Below are 19,632 nucleotides of genomic sequence, written 5' to 3' on the forward strand. Positions count from 1 at the left end.
ATTCCCGAAGGGAATCCGACGAGAAAAAGGTGGATATGCACTCTTCAGTGATCGGTTGTTTCGTGCCGTATCACACACAGAGATCGGACCTCACTGGAACCACGTCCTCCTCGTTAGCCATCGATCCGCACGCCATCACTTCTCACTTTTCAGTATCGTATCGCTCCCGTGCCGTCTCGAATGCCGACTCCGCGCGCTCTCTCGTCCGCCGACCCTCCCGCTCGGCGATCGCCTCGGGATCCGGGCTCGCGTCGTCGTCGATCCGCGCGATGGAGCCGTGGACCTTCGCGTGACACCAGTGACACAGCGCCACCGTGATCTCGTGTGGGCCGGCGTCGGGGCGGTCGTCGGTCTCCGAGACTCGCCCGTCGCCCGTCCCGTTCCCCCGTCCCGCGTACGAGAGGTGGTGCTCCTCCACGAGCGGCCGGGCGTCCTCATGGGCAACTCGGACTTCCTCGAGCCCGCAGCGCGCACACTCGCGGCCGTCGGTCGTCGATCGGTAGTGCGGGCACGCCCACCACTCGCCGTCGGGACCGACGTGACAGGCGTACCCGTCGGCGCGGCGCTCGCGGCGAACTCGGGGTCGTCGCCGGCTCGCGTCAACGCGAACCGACACCGCCCGTCGTCGGTGAGGTGGTCACACACGCCCGCGGCCGCGTACGGGTCGTCGACGCCGACGGGAGATCCGTCCGGCGTCCGTTCCATGTCCGTGGATCCGTCCGGGAGCACTTCAAGCCGACGAGGGAGCGGACCGATCTCCGAGGTCCGACGCGCCGACGGCGAGTACCGGAAAAGCTGTACGGTTCCCGAGACTCCCTAACCCGTCGCGTGGTACGTGTCCGCATGAATCACGCGAAGGGCGACCTCCTGACCGTCGACGTCGGCGCCCGCGAGGCGGAGACGACTGAGATAGACGAGGTGCTGGCCGCGTTCGTCGGCGGCCGCGGGGCGGCGACGAAGCTCGCACACGACCGGATCCCGTTCGACGCGGACCCGTTCGGCCCCGAGAACCGCGTCTACCTCTCGTCGGGCCCGCTCCAGCACTCGCGGATGAGTTTCACGGGGCGGATGAACATGACCGGACTCTCGCCGCTCACGGACGGGCTGTGCTCGACGAACGCCGGCGGCTACCTCTCGCGGAACTTCGTGGACACCGGACACGGCGTCGTCGAGGTCACGGGCGCGAGCGACGAGCTCCTCGCGGTCCACGTCCGTGACGACGGCGTCGAGTTCGAGGAGGTTCCCGAACTCGCCGGCGCGGAGGTGCCGGAGGTGACCGAGGCGATGCGCGAGCGACACGGGCTCGAGAGCGAGCACCTCGCGACCGTGGGTCCGGCGGGGGAGAACCGCGTGCGGTTCGCCTGCGTGATGACCTCGAACAGCCGGGCGTTCGGCCGCGGCGGACTGGGGGCCGTCCTCGGCGCGAAGAACGTGAAGTGTCTCACCTTCGAGGGCGACTCGCCCGCCCGCGTCGACCTCCCCGAGGAGATCCAGTCGGAGATCCACGGCGAGGCAGCGACGGCGGATGACGTCATGAAACGGCAGGGCACCACCAACGGGACCGAGTTCATCAACGACGAGTTCGGGCTGCCGACCCGGTACTTCTCGGAGATGAGCTTCGAGGGCGTCGAGGGGATCGGGGGCGATGCCGTCGAGGAGAAGAAGTACAAGAAGGCGGCGTGTTCGATGTGCGCGTTCGCGTGCAAGCTCCCCACTCGCGACGAGGAACGCGGCGTCGAGACGGAGGGTCCGGAGTTCGAGACCGTGATGGCGTTCGGCAGCAACGCCGGCGTCGACGACGTCGTCGACGTGATGATCTCGAACGACCGCTGTGACGACCTCGGGATGGACACCATCTCCGCCGGCGACACGGTCGCCGCGTACCTCGCGAGCGAGGACGAGTTCGGGAACGCCGAACTGGTTCACGAGACGCTCGAGAAGGTCGCTCTCCGCGAGGGGATCGGCGACACGCTCGCCGAGGGGGTCGCACGCTGTCACGACGAGCTCGGCGTCGAGAACTGGTCGGTGAAGGGGCTCGAGTTCGCCGCCCACGACGGCCGGGCGATCCACGGGCAGGGGCTCTCGTACGCGGTGGCGAACCGTGGAGCCGACCACATGTACTCGTCGTTCCTCAGCTTGGAGTACGACGGCGAGGTCGATCCGAAGGGACTGGAGGGGAAACCCGAGCTGCTGATCGAACGGGAGAACCGGCAGGTCGTCCGCGACTCGGGGATCTTCTGTGCGTTCGCGAGCGGCTACGTCGACGACGAGGCGAGGGCGGAACTCCTCGATGCCGACTTCGCGGACCTCCTCGCGATGGGCGACCGCGTGATCGAACTCGAGCGGCACTTCAACAACCGCCGTGGATTCGACCGCGAGGACGACCGGCTCCCCTACGACCTGCCGGGATTCGAGGCGGCGCTCGACGAGTACTACCAGCTCCGCGGCTGGAACCTCGACGGAACCGTCCCCGCCGAGACCGCGGCCGGAGGGATCGCCGGCGACGATTGAATCGGGTCGTCGAACGATCGAACGGATCCCCGTGAACCGACGGCTCCACCCGTACCCTATCCGCCGTGGATCGGCGGGGCCACTCTGACCTCGTCGCCCGCGGACAGCTCCGTCTCCAACCCCTCGCGCCGGGAGACGTTGGTCCCGTTCACCGTGAGGCTGACGGCATCGCTGAGGCCCCCGTCGCCGGGGTCATCGTCGCCGAGGCCGCCGCCGTACAGCCGGCGATCCAGTTCGGGATGCTCGTCGGTCAGTTTCGCGAGGAGGTCCCCGACGGTCGCTCCTGCGGGGAGTTCACACTCGACGGTCTTCGCGCCGAGAGCGTCCCGGACCGGACCGTACGCTCGGAAGACGACTTCGATCATCGGGTAGACCACCTCGTCGCTCGGTCGACTCTCATGGGCTACACCAGGCTCGCGCCGTCGCAGTCGGTCCGCGCGTACTCCACGTCGAGCAACTTGAGGAGCGTCGGTGCGACGTCGAGGAGGTCGGCGTCCCCGACGGTCGCGGCCGGATGGTCGACGAAGAGCGCGGCGTTCTCGAAGGTGTGCATCCCCGTTCGCGGTCCGTCGGGGTCGAAGACGCGGTCGCGCGGCCGGAACCCCGCCTTCAGGTCGAATCCGGGGTTGGGGATCGCCACGAGGTCGGGCGCGATCGCGTCGTGGTCGCCCCGGAAGGCGGTCTCGCGCTCGATGACGCGGTCGACGACGGGATTCCCGTTCGGGCCCTCCCACGCCTCCAGGTCCGCGACCAGCTCGGCCCGCACGTCGTCGTAGTCGGCCTCGGGAACGACGCCCTCCGGCTCGCGCCCCTCGAGGTTGAGGTAGAAGCGGCCGGGGACGAGCGAGTACGCCCGGGCGTCGCCGCCGACGTCCGCGAGCGAGTCGTGGTCCTCGTCGTCGTACTCGAGCCATCCCTCGCGATCGAGCCACTCGTTGCAGTACACGTCGTGGTCGAGCCGCGTGAACCCGTGCGTCGAGCCGACGACGAGCGTCACGTCGTCGGGGAGCGCCGCCCGGATCGACCCGATGTGCGAGTCGAGCGCGGCGTAAAAGTCGAGGAAGTCCTCGCGGTGTGGTCCCGCGTCGAGGTGGTCGCCCCACAGGAAGTGGTTGATCCGGTCGGGCGAGGTGAACGCGCCGACGAACAGGTCCCAGTCGTCACGCTCGACGTAGCGCTCGAACAGCGCCGCCCGCTTCTCGAGGGTGTCGCGGGCGTGTTCGACGAACTCGGTCTTGTCCGCCTTGTGGCCGAGCTTTGCGTTGACCGACAGGGTGTAGTCCGACTCCGCGAGATACGCCCGAAGCTCCTCGGGATGTGCGGCCTTGTCGACGTCGGGCGAGAGGTAGCCGGAGAGCATCCGTTGGAGGTTCCGCTGGGGCGGAAACGTGACGGGAACGTTGAGCACGGTCGCGTCGAGACCCGCCGCGGTGGCCCGGTCCCACACCCGCGTCGCCTGGACGTCCCGGCCCATCGGAACGTAGGTGTCGTAGGAGCCGACCTCGCGGTCCTGGAAGCCGTACACGCCGGTCTCGCCCGGATTCACGCCGGTCGTGAGGACGGGCCAGCAGGCGCTCGACTCCGCCGGGACGATGCTGTCTATCGCCCCGCCGTCGCCCGCCTCGGCGATCGCCGAGAGCGTCGGGAACGTCTCGGAGTCGTTCGCCACGAGGTCGTACGGGAGACCGTCGATCCCGACGAACGCCACGCGCGGGGTGTCGTTCCCGCGCAACCGGTCGAAGAGGCCCATACCTCCCCATCAACGGAGAGGAGCAAAAGGGTTGATATCGATCGGACCGACGGGCGGGCGTTCGTCGACCGAGACGGCCGGGTCCGATCCCCGCCACACACAAGTGGTACCGACGAGAACGGAGGGCCGTGACGGAGCGCCCGGTATCCGTGCTGCTCGCGGACCCCCACGACGAGTTCGCCGCGGCGCTCGAGACGACGCTGGCCGACGCGACGGGCGAGTTCGAACTCCGACACGTCCGGGACCTCCGAACCGCCCGCGACGCGTTCGATCCGGCCCGGCACGACTGCGTGCTCGTCGAGCGCGACCTCGGCTCGGGGACCGGACTCGACCTTCTCGCGGCCGTCCGCCGGATCGATCCGGTAGTTCCCGTGTTCGTCGTCACCGCCGACGGCGACGAGGCGTTCGCGGCGTCCGCGGTGGACGCGGGCGCGACCGGCTACGTGCGGAAGACCGCCCCCGACGCGCTCGCGGACCTCCGCGACCGGATACGACGGGCGCGCACCGTTCGTGCGGGAGGCGGCGACGTCGACCGTGCCGCGACGATCGAACGGCTCCGGACGTCCGCCGAGCGCCTGGACACCATCCTCGAGCACACGACGAACCTGGTGTTCATGAAGGACACGGACGACCGCTACCTCCTCGTCAACGACGCGTTCGCGTCGCTGGTCGGGGTTCCGCGCGAGGAGATCATCGGGGCGACGACCGCCGAGGTCCACGGCGGGGAGTTCGCCGGTCGTTTCCGCGCCAACGACGAGGCGGCCATCGCGGCCGGCGAGCCGCAACGATTTGACGAGCGCTATCCCGGCCCGAACGGCGAGCGTCGGTTCGTCACGGTTCGCGTCCCGCTCTTCGACGAGACGGGCGAGCCGTACGCGGTCTACGGGATCGCGACCGACATCACCGCGGAGGTGGCGTTCGCGGAGGAGCGCGCCGAACTGCTCGACCGGATGACCGACGCGTTCGTCGCGCTCGACGACGACGACCGGGTCACCTACCTCAACGCCCGGGCGGCGGGACTTGCGGGCGACGACCGCGCCCGTGACGACCTCGTCGGCGAGCGCGTCTGGGACGTGTTCCCCGGCGTGATCGACACGGAGTTCCGGACGGCCCTCGAGCGCGCCCGCGAGACCGGCGAATCGACGACCGCGACGATCCGTTACGATCCGGCCGACCGGTTCTTCGAGACGCGGGTCTACCCATCCGACTCGGGCGTCTCGGTCTACTCCCGGGACGTCACGGAGGCGATACGTGAGCGCCGCGAGATCGAACGCCGCGAGTCGGTCATGCGCCGGCTCCACGAGGCCATCTCCGAGAAGGACGCGAGCTTCGAGGGGAAGGTCGCCTCACTGCTCGCGCTCGGCAGGGAGGTACTCGGCGTCGAGTCGGGACTGCTCTCGCGAGTCCAGGGCGACCGCTATCGGGCGGTGGTCGTCGACGACGCCACCGGCGAGTTCGCCGAGGGAGACGTCGTCCCCCTGTCGTCGACGGTCTGCGAGCGGGTCGTCTCGACGGAGCGGTCCCTCCAGGTCGAGTCGGCGTCGGACGACCCCGAACTCGCCGAGCGTGACGGGGTCGTCGCGCTCGATCTCAGCTGTTACGTCGGCGCGCCGGTCGTCGTCGACGGCGAGGTGTACGGCACGTTCTGTTTTTACGACCGCGGGGCGCGGTCGGAGCCGTTCTCGACGTGGGAGGTGACGCTCGTCGACCTGATGGGTCGGTGGGTGAGCTACGAGCTGGAGCGCCGGGAGGCACAAACCGAGGTCGCCCGCGAGCGCGATCGTCTCGACCGATTCGCGAGCGTCGTCTCACACGACCTCCGGAACCCGCTTTCGGTCGCGATCGGCAACCTCGATCTGGCTCGCGAGACCGGCGACGCGGAGCGGCTCGACACCGCCGCGCGGGCGCTCGACCGAATGACGGAGCTCATCGAGGACGCCCTCTCGTTCGCCCGAATGGGCGAGCACGTCGTCGACGTCGAGCGGGTGGACGTCGCGGCCGTCGCCGAGCGAGCCTGGGGGACCGTCGAGACCGCGGACGCGACCCTGCGGATCGAAGCGTCCGGAACGATCGACGGCGACGCCTCGCGGCTCAGGACCCTGTTCGAGAACCTGTTTCGAAATGCCGTCGAGCACGGCGGCGAGGGCGTGACCGTCACGGTGGGCCGCGAGGGAACGACCCTGTTCGTCGAAGACGACGGACCCGGGATCCCCGAGGCGGATCGTGAGACGGTCTTCGAGATCGGGTTCTCCACCAACCCGGACGGCACGGGATTCGGGCTGGGGATCGTCTCGGAGATCGCGACCGCTCACGGCTGGACCGCGGCCACGACCGAGGCGGAAGGCGGGGGCGCGCGGATCGAACTCCGCGGCATCACGCCGGCAGATCCGGCCGACACGCCCGAGTGAGCGACGATTCGAGTGAGTGACGACGCGAGTGGATGACGCGAGTGGACGACGAACCCGACTGAGCGACGGTCCCGAGGGGAGCAGGATCGACGTTTCGACCGCCGACCCCGGGAGCTTTTTCGTGGGGACGACGAGGAGGTGGCATGGAAACGCGACGCACGCTGCTCGTCGACGCCTTCACCGACGACCCCCTCGCCGGCAACGTCGCCGGCGTGGTGCTCGACGCCGCGGGATTGAGCCACGACCGGATGGGACGGATCGCGGCGGAGCTCGGTGCGTCCGAAACCGCGTTCCTCACGCCCGCTGACGGCGGCGCCGACCGCCGGATCCGGTACTTCACGCCGACCGACGAGGTCGACCTCTGCGGGCACGCCACGATCGCCTCGTACGCCGCGCTGTTCGCGGACGGCGCGATCGACGCCGGCGAGCACGTCCTCCGCACGAACGTCGGCGACCTGACGGTCACGGTGACCGGGTCGGGCCGGGTGTGGATGCGACAGGAATCGCCGACGGTCGAGACGGTCGAGGTCGACGCGGACCGGCTCGGTTCCGCGCTGGGGATCGATCCGGCCGCGCTGCGCGACGTGGGCGCGGACCTCCCCGTCGCGGTCGCCTCGACCGGCCTCCCGTTCCTCGTCGTCCCCGTAAACTTCCTCGAGCGGCTCGGCGAGGCCGACCCGGACATGCGCGCGGTCGAGGAGCTGTCCGCCGAGTTCGACGTCGCGGGCGTGTACGCCTTCACCTTCGACGCGCTCGAGGCCGACTCGACGCTCCACGGCCGAGCGTTCGCGCCCGCCGTCGGCGTCCCAGAGGACCCGGTGACGGGCACCGCGAGCGGTGCAGTCGGCGGATACCTCCGGGCGGTCGAGGCGTTCGACGGCGACTTCCCCGAGGAGATCCGGTGCGAGCAGGGACACTTCCTCGACCGACCCGGGTACGTGAGGGTCCGAGTCGAGGAGGGCGGCGGGGACGGAGAAGGCGAGGACGCGATCGGCGGAAACGGGGAAGACGGCGAGGTGACCGTGACGGTCGGCGGCGACGCGGTCGTCTCGCTCGACGGCGAGATCCGCCTCCCCGAGGAGGAGGACGGCGACGGTATCATCGAGGCGTGACGAGCTCATCGATCGTCACCGGCACGGGGGGATCGACCGAACGCTTACCTCCGCGAGACCCGTACCGATCGCATGGAGTTCGACCTCCCCCGTGCGGCCGGTATCGTGGCGCTTCTCATCGCCGTCGGAACCGCCGGGCTCGTCGGCGGCGGCATGATGCCGCTCTCGACGACGCTGATGATGGTCCTCCCCTCGATGGTCGTCTTCGGGGCTATCGTCTTCGTCGTCGGCATGAAACACGGCGAGTTCCGCGCGACGCGGACGTAGGACGGCGATACCGCCGCGTCCCCGTCCCGTATCGCGTCGTTTTTGAAAGAACGGCGTGAACCGCGGGCATGGTGCTCGGATCGCCGGTGACCGAACTCGGCCTCCTCCTCGCCGGCGTCGGGCTGTTGTACGCCGGCGCGGAGCTACTGGTCGCGGGCGCCCGCGACCTCGCGCTCGCGGTCGGGCTGAAGGCCTCGACGGTCGGCGTCACCGTCGTCGCGTTCGCGACGACCGCGCCGGAGCTGTTCGTGGCGATCCTCGGCGCGCTCACCGTCTCGACCGACATCGGTTTGGGCGCGATCGTCGGCTCGAACGTCGCCAACGTCGGGCTCGTGCTCGGGATCGCCGCGCTGATCCGTCCCCTCGAGGTCTCCGGGACGGTGTTCCGCAGGGACGTGCCGTTCATGATCCTCGCGGCGCTGCTGCTCGTCGGACTCGGCTGGAACGGGCGGATCGGCCCCCTCGAGGGCGGCGTCCTCCTCGCGGCGCTCGTCGCGTTCACCGCCGTCGTGTTGCGCGGAGTCCAGCGGACGCAGGCGGGCATCTCCGCCGCGGAACGCGACGGCATGCCGGACGCCGAGGCGAGGGACGTCGCCGCCGTGATCGGCGGGATCGCCGCGCTCGTCGTCGGCTCCCGCTGGCTGATCGACGGGGGACGGGACCTGCTCGCCGCGGCCGGCTTCTCCGACCTGTTCATCGGGCTCACCGTGCTCGCGGTCGGCACCTCGTTGCCGGAACTCGCCGCGAGCGTCGTCGCCGCCGTCCGCGGCGAGGCGAGCTTCAGCGTCGGCAACGTCGTCGGGTCGAACATCTACAACATCCTCGCCGTCATCGGGCTGCTCGCGTTCGTCTCCCCGATCGACGTGAGCCCCGGGGTCCGGGCGTTCGAGTTCCCGGCGCTCCTCGCGTTCACCCTGCTCGTCGTCGGGCTCATGTACCGCGGCGACCGGCTCACGCGGGTCGACGGAGCGATACTCGTGGCCGCGTACGTGAGCTTCGTCTACCTGTTGTTGCCGTGACTCCCTTCGTCTACCTGCTGTTGCCGTGGTCCACCGGCGGCACGGTCATCCGCGGCGTCGCGATCGTCCCCGGCGTTTATCTTCGATCGGGCGTAACCGGCCGGCATGGATCGCCCTCCACGAACGGCGCGTCGACCGCCGGGCCCATCCGGCCGGAACCGCGATGCGTAGCTCGTTTCTGAAACACGCCGGGATCGGTGCCGCGACGATGCTCGTCATGGGACTCGTACCGTTCGGTGCGATGTTCGCGCCGCTCGTCGGCGGAGCGATGGCCGGATGGCTCGGCGGAACGGACGCCACGCACGGCGGGAGACTCGGCGGAGCGGCGGGTGCGATCGCGTCGGTGGCGGTCGCGACCGTCGTGTTCCTCGGCGTTCTCCTCTCGGGGTTCGACCTCGGGGTCACGCTGGTCTTCCTCGGGGCCGCGCTGTTCGCCACGACGCTTCTGGTCGGGTTCGGAGCGCTCGGCGGGGTGCTCGGGTCGGCGATGGCCGCCGATCGGCGGTCGGCGTCGGTCAGCGACGCCGAACGTGGTGGGGCACGCGGGAGGGATCCGGTCGGGGAGGTCCAGGAGCGATACGCGGCCGGAGAGCTGACGGAATCAGAACTCGAGGACGAGCTCGACCGGGTTCTCAAGGGCGATCTCGAGGGCGAGGCCGATCTCGAGGGCGAACACGGGTCTCCCGGGCGAGCCGAACGAACCGGCGAGACGTCGGACGACCGGTCACGGATCGAGCCCGATCGAGGGAGACACGAGTCGGAACGGTGATGCCGAATCGATGGCTATTCGACCGACCACAACCCAGCCGAACGCGTGATAGCGATCGTCGTCAGTCGGGCCGACAGCGCCTCCGAGCACATCGGCGAGCGACTCCTCGAGATCGGCGACTGGACGAGCCACGAGGACGAAACCCGCCCCGACGCCGCGGGCGGCGGGACCTACTACCGGACCGAGGGGTTCGAGCTCCGCGAGTTCGATGAGCTCCACATCGACCTGTCGAACCCGGCGGCCGCCTTCGGCGGAGGAGGGAGTAGGGACGGGGACGAGCGGGACGCCGCGGACGACCCCGCCCTCCTCGTCTTCGTCTCGCGGCACTCCGGGAACACCGGTCCGTTGTTGACCGCCCACGTCACCGGCAACTTCGGGCCCGCGGAGTACGGCGGGGAGCCGCGAACCCTCGCGCGGGCCGCGCCGGGAGCGGTGAGCCGCGTCGTCGACGCGATGGCGACCCACGCGCCGGACGGGTACGACGCGGGGATCGAGTGCACCCACCACGGCCCGACGGACACGGCCGTTCCTTCGCTGTTCGCCGAGCTCGGTTCCGACGAGCCGCAGTGGAGCGATCCCGAGGGAGCCCGTGCGGTCGCGAGGGCAGTCCTCGCGCTCCGCGGGACCGGACCCGACCTCCGAGGGGACGACGGACGGAACCGCCACGTCGTCGGCTTCGGCGGCGGCCACTACGCGCCTCGATTCACCCGGATCGTCCGCGAGACCGAGTGGACCGTCGGCCACGTCGGGGCCGACTGGGCGCTCGCCGAGATGGGCTCGCCGGACGCCAACCGCGACGTGATCGAGCGGGCGTTCGAACGGAGCCGCGCCGACCGCGCCGTGATAGAGGGGGATCGATCCGACCTCGTCGAAACGATCCGGGACCTCGGGCACCGGGTCGTGAGCGAGACGTGGGTCCGGGCGGTCGACGACCGTCCGCTCGCGCTGGTCGAACACCTGGAGGCGGCGATCGAGTCCGTCGACGAGGGGCTCCGGTTCGGGTCGGTGGACGCGACGATCGCGGAAGCGGGCGGGCGCAACGCGACCGACGCGGTCGACGCCGACGACCCCACCGACCCCACCGACCCCACCGACGCCGTGATCGTCCGCGACCTCCCGGACGGGTTGCTCGCGCGGGCACAGGGGATCGACGCCGAGGCCGCGCGCGCGGCCGTCGAGTCGAACGCGGTCGCGTTCGGCACGGAGCAGGCCGGGACGCGTGCGGCCGGAAGCGTCGCGTTCGCGGCCGACGACGCGGCACCGGGATACGCGGACCTCGTCGCCGATCTCGCGGCCGTCCTGGAGGCCGGCTACGACGAGGTCGTCGTCGACGACGACGCCGTGGTCGCCCGCGAGACCGCGTTCGACCCGGCGCTTGCGGTCGACCGGGGAGTCCCGGAGGGGCCGGCGTTCGGCCGGCTCGCGTCCGGCGAGTCGGTGGAGGTGGAGGGCGAGACGATCGATCCGGCGGCGGTCTCGACGCGACGCGAGGAGCGATTTCCGGTCGAGTGAGTCCGATCGCCGACCCGGCCTGGAGACTGCCGACCGATCGGGGGCCACCGCTCCGGCTGAGGCCGTTTCGGCGTCTGACGCGGGTCGGACGATCGGGCAAGAATAAATACGTCGGGGTCGCAACGACACCACATAATGGACTCCATCGTTGAGGACGCCATCGACGAAGCCGAGGAATCCCCGGCGGACGGCTCCGGGGGTCCCGGCGACCCCGCGGAGGACGGCCACGCCGGCGCGGCGCCACAGACCGGCACGATGACCGACGACGAGCTGGAGGACGTCCTCCAGGACCTCCAGACCAACATCACCGTCGTCGGCTGCGGCGGCGCCGGCGGCAACACGGTCAACCGGATGACCGAGGAGGGGATCCACGGCGCGAAGCTCGTCGCGGCCAACACCGACGTGCAACACCTCGTCAACATCGAGGCCGACACCAAGATCCTGATGGGCCAACAGAAGACCCAGGGCCGCGGCGCGGGCTCGCTCCCGCAGGTGGGCGAGGAGGCCGCCATCGAGTCCCAAGAGGAGATCTCCGACGCCATCGACGGCTCCGACATGGTGTTCGTCACCGCCGGGCTCGGCGGCGGGACGGGGACCGGCTCCGCGCCGGTCGTCGCGAAGGCCGCCCGCGACTCGGGCGCGCTCACCATCGCCATCGTCACGACCCCGTTCACCGCTGAGGGTGAGGTCCGCCGGACGAACGCCGAGGCCGGGCTCGAGCGCCTCCGCGACGTGAGCGACACCGTGATCGTCGTCCCCAACGACCGCCTGCTCGACGCGGTCGGGAAGCTCCCCGTCCGCCAGGCGTTCAAGGTGTCCGACGAGGTGCTGATGCGCTCGGTGAAGGGGATCACGGAGCTGATCACCAAACCCGGCCTCGTCAACCTCGACTTCGCCGACGTCCGCACCGTGATGGAGAAGGGGGGCGTCGCGATGATCGGGCTCGGAGAGTCCGACTCCGAGTCGAAGGCGCAGGACTCGGTGAAATCGGCGCTGCGCTCGCCGCTCCTCGACGTCGACATCTCCGGGGCGAACTCCGCGCTCGTCAACGTCACCGGCGGACAGGACATGTCCATCGAGGAGGCCGAGGGGGTCGTCGAGGAGATCTACGACCGGATCGACCCCGACGCCCGGATCATCTGGGGGACCTCCGTCGACGAGGACCTCGAGGGCGAGATGCGGACGATGATCGTCGTCACGGGCGTCGAGTCGCCACAGATCTACGGCCAGAACGACGACGCGGAGGCGACGGCGGCCGAGATGGAGGACATCGACTACGTCGAATAGGGTCGTTCCGCCTGGATCGATGCCCTCCCACCTCGACCGAGACCCTCCCAAGGCGACCGTATCGATACCGAACCCGCATCAAAAGGTAAAAACCGTCCCGTCACGAACTCGTTCGTAACATGGACGTCCCGTACGACCTCAACAGCTATATCCGCGTGTTGAAGCTGGCGAGCACGCCGAGCACCGACGAGTTCCTCCAGGTGTCGAAGATCGCCGGCGCCGGGATCCTGCTGATCGGGTTCCTCGGCTTCCTGATGTTCGCGATCATGAGCCTCCTGCCGGGGGTCGGCGCGTAATGCCGATCTTCTCGGTCAAGACGACCGCCCGCCAGGAGCGGACCGTCGCGGACATGCTCGCCGAAAAGGAGATGCCGGAGATCCAGGCGGTCATCGCCCCCGACCAGCTCACGAGCTACGTGATGGTCGAGGCGTCGGACGGCAGCGTCTTCGCCCGGATCCTCGACGAGATCCCTCACGCCCGCGGCGTCATCCAGGGGGCGGACGGCCCCGCCGAGAGCCCCTTCTCGGAGGTCGAACACTTCCTCTCGCCGACGCCCGACGTCGAGGGGATCGCCGAGGGCGACATCGTCGAGCTGATCGCCGGCCCGTTCAAGGGCGAGAAGGCCCGCGTCCAGCGCATCGACGAGGGCAAAGACCAGGTGACCGTCGAGCTGTACGAGGCGACCGTCCCGATCCCGGTCACCGTTCGCGGCGATCAGATCCGCGTGCTCGACAGCGAGGAACGGTAGGTCCTCGGAGGACGAACGACGCGACGCGCCGTGGTCGACGGCGAGGAACGGTAGCTCCTCGAAGTCGAGTTTCCTCCCGGATCTCCGGCAACGACAAGGGCTTTATTCGACGACCTCCGACTCTCTCGACATGTTCGGTCCCGGCGTCCCCGCGATACTGAGCGTCGTCCCCGACACGTTCACGTTCGCGTGGATCGTCGCGGTCCTCTTCGCGGCCGCCTGGCTGCTCGACGCCCGCGGGTACGCGGCGGGGCGCACGCTCGCGGCGAGTACCTGGGGGCTGTTCGGGCTGTTCTGGCTGACCACCGTCCCGTACTTCGCGTTCGAACACCAGAGCTACGTCGAGTCGATCCTCGCGCTCGTGGGCGTCCCCGCCTGTATCTACGTCGGATACCTGCTGTACGACGGGCGGGCATCGCTCTTCACGCTCACGCGGGCGGTGTCGATCATGCTCTTCGTCTACCTCCCGTTCGAGACGATTCCCGCGTTTACACTGGCCGGCGTGGCGGTGCCGGAACCCCGACGCGTCCTCATCGAGATCGTCGCCGACCAGACCGGGTTCCTCATCGATCTGCTCGGATACGCGCCCGAACGGGTGGCGAACTACGAGGGATACGACGCCGCCTTCGCGTGGACGCTGGAGGACGGCCATCGGATGCGGATCAACGTCGTGTTGGCGTGCACGGGGCTCGGAAGCATGGCGATCTTCGGCGGGCTCGTCGCCGCGGTCGACGGGCCGCTCGACCGGAAGCTCCGGGCGCTCGCCGTCTCCATCCCGCTCATCTACGTGCTCAACATCCTCCGGACCACGTTCATCACGGTCGTCGCCGGCAACCAGTACATGCAGTGGCAGCCGGAGCTGGTGTTGGCGATGTTCGGCGCGACCGACCCCTATCGCGTCTCGTTTCTCGTCTCCGACCGGATCATCAGCCAGCTGCTCGCGGTCGTCGCGCTGATCGGGATCACCTACCTCGTCGCCAGACAGCTCCCCGAACTCGTCGTCATCCTCGAGGACGTCCTCTACGTGCTCACCGGCGAGGAACACGACCTCACGGAGGCGCTCGACCTCCCGCGAGAGCCGACCAATCGGTGACGGAGGGGTGACTCGTGGAACCTATCCGACGCGACGAACGGAGGCGTGACCCGTCGTGTTGAGCGGCATCGACCCCCTGCTCTACCTGGAGACGAACGTCGCCAAGCTGGTGTTGGCGACGCTCCTGGGGATGTTCCTGGGGCTCGAACGCGAGTGGTCACAGAAGTCGGCGGGGATCCGGACGTTCGCGCTCGTCAGTCTCGCCGCCGCGGTGTTCTCCGTGGCGGACGAGCCGGGGCTGCTCGTCGTCGGCGGCGTTCTGATCGTCGCCAGCGCGGTGCTTCTGGCCGTCCGGAGCTTCGTCGAGCCGGACGTCGAGGGGCTCTCTCTGACCACGTCCGTCTCGATGCTCGTCGCCTACGGGGTGGGCACCCTCGTCGCGGCGAGCCTCTTTCTGGAGGCGGTCACCGTGGCCGTGCTCTCGTCGTTCCTGCTCGTGTTGAAACGCGAGCTCCACCAGTTCGCGTGGGGGCTCTCCCGCGAGGAGGTGCGAAGCGCCGTGGAGTTCACGATCCTCGCGTTCGTCGTCTTCCCGATCCTGCCCGCCGAGACGGTCGACCCGTGGGGAGCGGTCCAGCCTCGGCTGGTCTGGTCGCTCGTCGTCGCCATAAGCGCGATCGGGTTCGTCAACTACGTGCTGGTCCGGAAGTACCAAGGCCGCGGGTACGCCGTCACCGGCTTCTTCGGCGGGCTCGTGAACTCCACCGCGGTCGTCGCCGAGATGGCCAAACGCGCGAGGGGTCGTGAGGACCTCGTCGGGGTCGCCGTCGGGTCGATCCTCCTCGCGAACGCGGCGATGGCCCTGCGGAACGCGGCGCTCGTCGTCGTCTTCGTTCCCGAGGCGGCGCTCGCCGTCGGCGCGCCGCTCGGCGCGATCACGGTCGCGGGCGTCGGGATCGCGCTCCGGCGAAGCGAGTGGCGGACTGACCTGGAGGCGGAGCTCACCTCGCCCTTCAGCCTCCGGAACGCGCTCACCTTCGGCGGGCTGTTCCTCCTCGTGCTCCTCGTCTCCGCCGGCGCGGAGCGGACCTTCGGCGCGACCGGCTTCGTCGCGACCGCGTTCCTCGCGGGGCTCGTCTCCTCTGGAACGGCGACCACGACCGCCGTCTCGCTTCTGGCCACCGGACAGGTCACGGTCGACGCCGCGGTCGCGGGGATCGTCGCCGGGACCGCCTCCAGCATCCTCGTGAAGACGGCCTTCGCCGCGAGCATCGGTCGCGAGCTCGTCCGGCCGGTGTTGGTCTGGAACCTCGTGCTCATCGCCGTCGGGCTGGTCGTGGGCGCGCCGCTGCTCCTGTTTTGAATCCGGATCCGACCTCCTGCCGGCGACCTCCTCGACCGCCGAAGCGCCGACTACGACAGGTGTGCGGCCACGTCCGTCGAGGAGATCATGCCGACGTAGTCGTCGTCGACGACCGGGAGGTGTTTCACGCCGTACATCGTCATCATCGCCGCGACCTCCTCCATCAGCAGGTCCGGCGTGACGGTCTCCACGTCCTCGGTCATCACGTCCCGCACGAGCGTCTCCTCCGTGTCCGATCCGTCGGCGACGGCCCCGACGATGTCGCTCTGGGTGACGATACAGCCGCTCCCGGCGGTGACCACGAGCGCGCTGATGTCCTTCTCGTGCATGCGACGGGCCGCCTCGCGGATCGATTCGTCGCCGGCGATCGTCTCGAGCGGCGTCGACATGACCTCGCTGACGCGGGTGCGATCGTGTAAGTCCATACCACACGTCGATCGCCGAGGGTGTTGGTTCTTCCGAATGGCGTGACCATTACGATCGTCGCGCGGCACCGCTTCCCCGACGCCGAGCTACCGTCGAGCGAGGTGTTCGGTGAGGTCCGTCGTCGACAACATCCCGACCACGACGCCGTCGTCGTCGGTCACGGGAAGGTGGCCGTACTCGCCGTCGGCGAGGTCGGAGAGCGCCTCGACGGAGTCGTTCCGCGAGGCGGTGACGACCTCGGTCGTCATACACTCGCCGACGAGCGTCCGGTCGTGGGGGTCGTTCTCGCGGACGAGCCGCACGAAGTCCCACCCCGTGAGGATCCCCTCCAGCCTCCCGGCGTCGTCGACGACGAGGATCGAGTTCACGCCCGTCTCCAACATCCGTTCGGCCGCCGCCGCCGCGGTGGTCTCGGGGCCGACCGTCACCAGCTCCGTCGACATGAGCCGACCGACGGGTACGTCGTTCATGTGCCACGCCGACGATGGCCACGGTAATTAATCGTGAGGGTCTCGGTCACTCCTCGAGCGGGATCCCGATCATTCCTCGAGGATCGACTCCGGCGCGCCCGCCAGTCCGACGAGCGCCTCCGCCTCGACGTGGTGGAGGTCGCCCGGGATCACGAGCAGGTGGAGGGGGTCGCCGAACTCGCGCTCGGCGAGCACGGAGAGCCGACCCGCGGCGACGACCGCGTCCGGCGAGCCGGCACGGGCGACGACGATCGCCAGCTCGTCCCGCCAGCCGTCCGCGAGGAGGCCCGCCGCGTGGTCGGCGGTCATGTACTCCTCGTGGTCGGGGTCGGGGCCCGACGGGCCGGTTCCCACCTTGATGTCGAGGTAGACGACGGTGTGGAGCCCGCGCTCGCGGTTGGCCTCGATCGTCTCGATCACGCTTCCCGGCACGTCGTCGCCGCCGTGTGCGTACGGGAACGGGAGCGTCACGGCCTTCCCGAACCGGTAGTTCTGGAGGCCGGTGAGACTCGAGGCGGCCGACTGGGCGGTGACGCCGTGGATCACCCGGGTATCGATCCCGCGCGACTCGGCCCGCAGGCGGAGGTCGGCGTGCGTCGTGGATATCATGGTGTCGCCGGCGGTCAGAAAGGCGGCGTCGCCGGCCTCGGCGGCCGCCAGGATCGGTTCGGGGTCGCGCTCGACGCCCTCGCGGTCGCGCACCTCGATATCGACGCCGTGAGCGCCCTCGAGGTCCGCGACGTCCGCGCCGACGAGCCGGCTGGTGTAGAACTCCGCGAAGACGCGGTCGGCCGACCGCAACGCCTCGCGCCCCTCGACGGTGATCGAGCGCTCGTCGTAGAGGCCGAGCCCGATGAACGTGAGCATACCGCCGTTCCGGGGAGGACCGTCTAAAAGGACGCGGACCGTCGACGACCCCGGAGACCCCCGTACGCACCGACGAGGTGCGCTCGCTCCGATGGTCGTTCATGATCGTTTCATGTGAATCCATAGCAAGCCCTAAGAGGAGACCGACACAATGTCCGGCCACTGGGCCTTACCGGGCCAAGATCCACAATATGACTGACGAAGAACTCATCTGGCGGATATCGGGAGGATCCGGCGACGGGATCGCTTCCACCAGCCAGAACTTCGCGAAGGCCCTGATGCGATCGGGGCTGAACGTGTTCACACACCGGCACTATCCGTCCCGGATCCGTGGGGGCCACACGTACACGGAGATCCGCGCGGCCGCGGACCCGGTCGAGTCCCGCGGTGACGGCTACAACTTCCTCCTGGCGCTCGGCGACTCGTTCGCCCGCAACCCGCAGGAGGGTGCCGTCTACGGGAACGAGGAGATCAAGCCGCTCTCGGAGAACCTCGACGAGCTCCGCGAGGGCGGCGTCATCGTCTACGACGAGGGACTCCTCGACCCCTCGGAGATCCCGAACTTCGAGGAGCGCGTCGAGGAGAACGGCTGGCACGTCTTCCCGCTCGACCTCCGCGGGCTCGCCCGCGATATGGGTCGTGAGGTGATGCGCAACACCGCCGGCGTCGGCGCGACCTGCGCGCTGATCGGCATGGACCTCGAACACGTCGAGGACCTGATGCGGGACGCGATGCCCGAGAAGATCCTCGACCCCAACCTCGAGATCCTCGAGACCGCCTACGACATGGTCCGCGAGGAGTACGACGTCGACGCCGTCGAGGTCTCGGTTCCGACCGGCGAGCACGAGGAGACGCAGCTGCTCATGTCCGGCTCGGACGCCATCTCGTACGGCGCGATCGACGAGGGCTGTCGGTTCATCGCGGGCTACCCCATGACGCCGTGGACCGAAGTGTTCACGATCATGACCCAGAACCTGCCCGAACTGGGCGGGATCTCCGAACAGGTCGAAGACGAGATCGCGGCGGCGGCGCTGGCCGTGGGAGCCTCCCACGCCGGCGTCAAGGCGATGTCCGGCTCCTCCGGCGGCGGCTTCGCGCTGATGTCCGAGCCGCTCGGGCTCGCGGAGATGACGGAGACGCCGCTCGTACTGGTGGAGGCGATGCGCGCCGGTCCCTCGACCGGAATGCCGACGAAGCCTGAGCAGTCCGACCTCGAACACGTGCTGTACACCTCCCAGGGCGACTCCCAACGGGTCGTGCTCGCGCCCGGCACGGTCGCGGAGGCGTACGAGCAGTCGCGGCTCGCCTTCCGGCTCGCCTACGAGTACCAGATCCCGACGATCCTGTTGTACGACCAGAAGCTCGGCGGGGAGCTCGTCAACGTCCCCAAGAGCCACTTCGACCGCGAGCCGAACCCGACGCTCGGGAAGACGCTCTCCGAGGAGGAGCTCGCCGAACAGCCCCACTCGGCGGACGGCAAGTTCCACCGCTTCCAGCACGACGTCGAGGACGGCGTCACCCCGCGGTCGATCCCCGGCCAGAAGGGCGGTCGCTACCTCGCGACCGGCAACGAGCACGACCCCACGGGCCACATCAGCGAGTCGCCCGACAACCGGGTCGCACAGATCGACCGGCGGACCCAGAAGCTCGAGGCGATCCGCGCCGACCTCGACACCGAGGACACGAGCTCGTACGCCGGCCCCGACGACGCCGAGTACGGCGTCCTCACGTTCGGGAGCCAGCAGGGAACCGTCGAGGAGGCCGTCGGCCGCCTCAACGACGCCGGCGTCTCGGTGAAGTCGCTCGGCGTCTCCGACATGCTCCCGTTCCCGACCGAGGAGGTCCGGACGTTCATCGAGAGCGTCGAGGAGGTGCTCGTCGTCGAGATGACCGCCTCCGGACAGTTCCGCGGGCTCGTCCAGAAGAACCTCGGCCAGTACGGGGAGAAGCTGTCGAGCCTCCTGAAGTACAACGGGAACCCGTTCGAGCCGGCCGAGATCGTCGACGGCTTCGAGGCCGCGATCATCGAGGGCGACGGCGACGCGTCCGGCCATCAGACCACCTTCGTCCCAGCAGCAGGTGATTAACCA

18 protein-coding genes and 1 pseudogene are annotated in these 19,632 nt (G+C 69.4%); 13 read left to right on the forward strand and 6 right to left on the reverse strand.

Features of this window, described 5'->3' with window-relative positions:
- Positions 1-142: 142 nt before the first annotated feature.
- Positions 143-705, reverse strand: a pseudogene (locus OKW78_RS06785) (hypothetical protein).
- 138 nt (positions 706-843) lie between these two features.
- Between OKW78_RS06785 and OKW78_RS06790 the strand changes: the two are divergent.
- Positions 844-2,511: an aldehyde ferredoxin oxidoreductase family protein gene (locus OKW78_RS06790; RefSeq protein WP_281194435.1), complete on the forward strand. Its 1,668-nt coding sequence runs from the start codon at positions 844-846 to the stop codon at positions 2,509-2,511.
- Positions 2,512-2,567: 56 nt separating this feature from the next.
- Here the strand turns inward: OKW78_RS06790 and OKW78_RS06795 are convergent, their stop codons facing one another.
- Complete coding sequence (locus tag OKW78_RS06795; protein ID WP_281194436.1) at positions 2,568-2,876, reverse strand: ubiquitin-like small modifier protein 1; 309 nt, start codon at positions 2,874-2,876, stop codon at positions 2,568-2,570.
- A 38-nt stretch (positions 2,877-2,914) separates the two neighbouring features.
- Positions 2,915-4,261 (reverse strand): alkaline phosphatase family protein, encoded by a 1,347-nt coding sequence (locus tag OKW78_RS06800; protein WP_281194437.1) that lies wholly within the window; start codon positions 4,259-4,261, stop codon positions 2,915-2,917.
- 128 nt (positions 4,262-4,389) lie between these two features.
- On the opposite strand from OKW78_RS06800, the gene OKW78_RS06805 reads away from it, so the two are divergent.
- The 11 genes from OKW78_RS06805 to OKW78_RS06855 all read left to right on the forward strand — a co-directional run bounded on the left by OKW78_RS06805 (position 4,390) and on the right by OKW78_RS06855 (position 15,779).
- A complete protein-coding gene (locus OKW78_RS06805; protein WP_281194438.1) occupies positions 4,390-6,669 on the forward strand; it encodes a PAS domain-containing protein in 2,280 nt (759 codons plus the stop codon).
- 143 nt (positions 6,670-6,812) lie between these two features.
- Positions 6,813-7,781 (forward strand): PhzF family phenazine biosynthesis protein, encoded by a 969-nt coding sequence (locus OKW78_RS06810; RefSeq protein WP_281194439.1) that lies wholly within the window; start codon positions 6,813-6,815, stop codon positions 7,779-7,781.
- Positions 7,782-7,853: 72 nt separating this feature from the next.
- Positions 7,854-8,048, forward strand: coding sequence for a hypothetical protein (locus tag OKW78_RS06815; RefSeq protein ID WP_281194440.1), 195 nt, complete (start codon positions 7,854-7,856; stop codon positions 8,046-8,048).
- 68 nt (positions 8,049-8,116) lie between these two features.
- A complete protein-coding gene (locus OKW78_RS06820; protein WP_281194441.1) occupies positions 8,117-9,067 on the forward strand; it encodes a calcium/sodium antiporter in 951 nt (316 codons plus the stop codon).
- A 163-nt stretch (positions 9,068-9,230) separates the two neighbouring features.
- Entirely contained in the window at positions 9,231-9,836 is a 606-nt protein-coding gene (locus OKW78_RS06825; RefSeq protein WP_281194442.1) for a DUF5518 domain-containing protein, read from the forward strand.
- A gap of 45 nt (positions 9,837-9,881) precedes the next feature.
- Entirely contained in the window at positions 9,882-11,348 is a 1,467-nt protein-coding gene (locus OKW78_RS06830) for a D-aminoacyl-tRNA deacylase (RefSeq protein ID WP_281194443.1), read from the forward strand.
- 135 nt (positions 11,349-11,483) lie between these two features.
- Positions 11,484-12,635 (forward strand): cell division protein FtsZ, encoded by a 1,152-nt coding sequence (gene ftsZ, locus OKW78_RS06835; protein ID WP_281194444.1) that lies wholly within the window; start codon positions 11,484-11,486, stop codon positions 12,633-12,635.
- A gap of 119 nt (positions 12,636-12,754) precedes the next feature.
- Positions 12,755-12,931: a protein translocase SEC61 complex subunit gamma gene (locus OKW78_RS06840; protein WP_066414288.1), complete on the forward strand. Its 177-nt coding sequence runs from the start codon at positions 12,755-12,757 to the stop codon at positions 12,929-12,931.
- On the forward strand, positions 12,931-13,383 hold the full coding sequence (locus OKW78_RS06845) for a transcription elongation factor Spt5 (RefSeq protein ID WP_112077898.1): 453 nt from the start codon (positions 12,931-12,933) through the stop codon (positions 13,381-13,383). The genes OKW78_RS06840 and OKW78_RS06845 overlap by 1 nt, the downstream gene beginning before the upstream one ends.
- A 130-nt stretch (positions 13,384-13,513) precedes the next feature.
- Positions 13,514-14,476, forward strand: coding sequence for an archaeosortase A (gene artA / locus OKW78_RS06850; protein WP_281194445.1), 963 nt, complete (start codon positions 13,514-13,516; stop codon positions 14,474-14,476).
- A 55-nt stretch (positions 14,477-14,531) separates the two neighbouring features.
- Positions 14,532-15,779, forward strand: a complete 1,248-nt coding sequence (locus tag OKW78_RS06855) for an MgtC/SapB family protein (protein WP_281194446.1) — start codon at positions 14,532-14,534, stop codon at positions 15,777-15,779.
- Positions 15,780-15,829: 50 nt separating this feature from the next.
- Here the strand turns inward: OKW78_RS06855 and OKW78_RS06860 are convergent, their stop codons facing one another.
- From OKW78_RS06860 to dph5, 3 genes are all read right to left on the reverse strand, one after another.
- Positions 15,830-16,204 carry a cyclic nucleotide-binding/CBS domain-containing protein gene (locus OKW78_RS06860; protein WP_281194447.1) on the reverse strand — a complete coding sequence of 125 codons (375 nt, stop codon included), beginning with the start codon at positions 16,202-16,204 and terminating at the stop codon, positions 15,830-15,832.
- 87 nt (positions 16,205-16,291) lie between these two features.
- Positions 16,292-16,675, reverse strand: coding sequence for a cyclic nucleotide-binding/CBS domain-containing protein (locus OKW78_RS06865; RefSeq protein ID WP_281194448.1), 384 nt, complete (start codon positions 16,673-16,675; stop codon positions 16,292-16,294).
- A 69-nt stretch (positions 16,676-16,744) separates the two neighbouring features.
- Positions 16,745-17,542 carry a diphthine synthase gene (dph5, locus tag OKW78_RS06870; protein ID WP_281194449.1) on the reverse strand — a complete coding sequence of 266 codons (798 nt, stop codon included), beginning with the start codon at positions 17,540-17,542 and terminating at the stop codon, positions 16,745-16,747.
- A gap of 191 nt (positions 17,543-17,733) precedes the next feature.
- On the opposite strand from dph5, the gene OKW78_RS06875 reads away from it, so the two are divergent.
- Positions 17,734-19,629, forward strand: coding sequence for a 2-oxoacid:acceptor oxidoreductase subunit alpha (locus tag OKW78_RS06875; protein WP_281194451.1), 1,896 nt, complete (start codon positions 17,734-17,736; stop codon positions 19,627-19,629).
- Positions 19,630-19,632: the final 3 nt, after the last annotated feature.

It is taken from the genome of Halorubrum sp. F4 (assembly GCF_027257195.1).
GTDB lineage: Archaea > Halobacteriota > Halobacteria > Halobacteriales > Haloferacaceae > Halorubrum.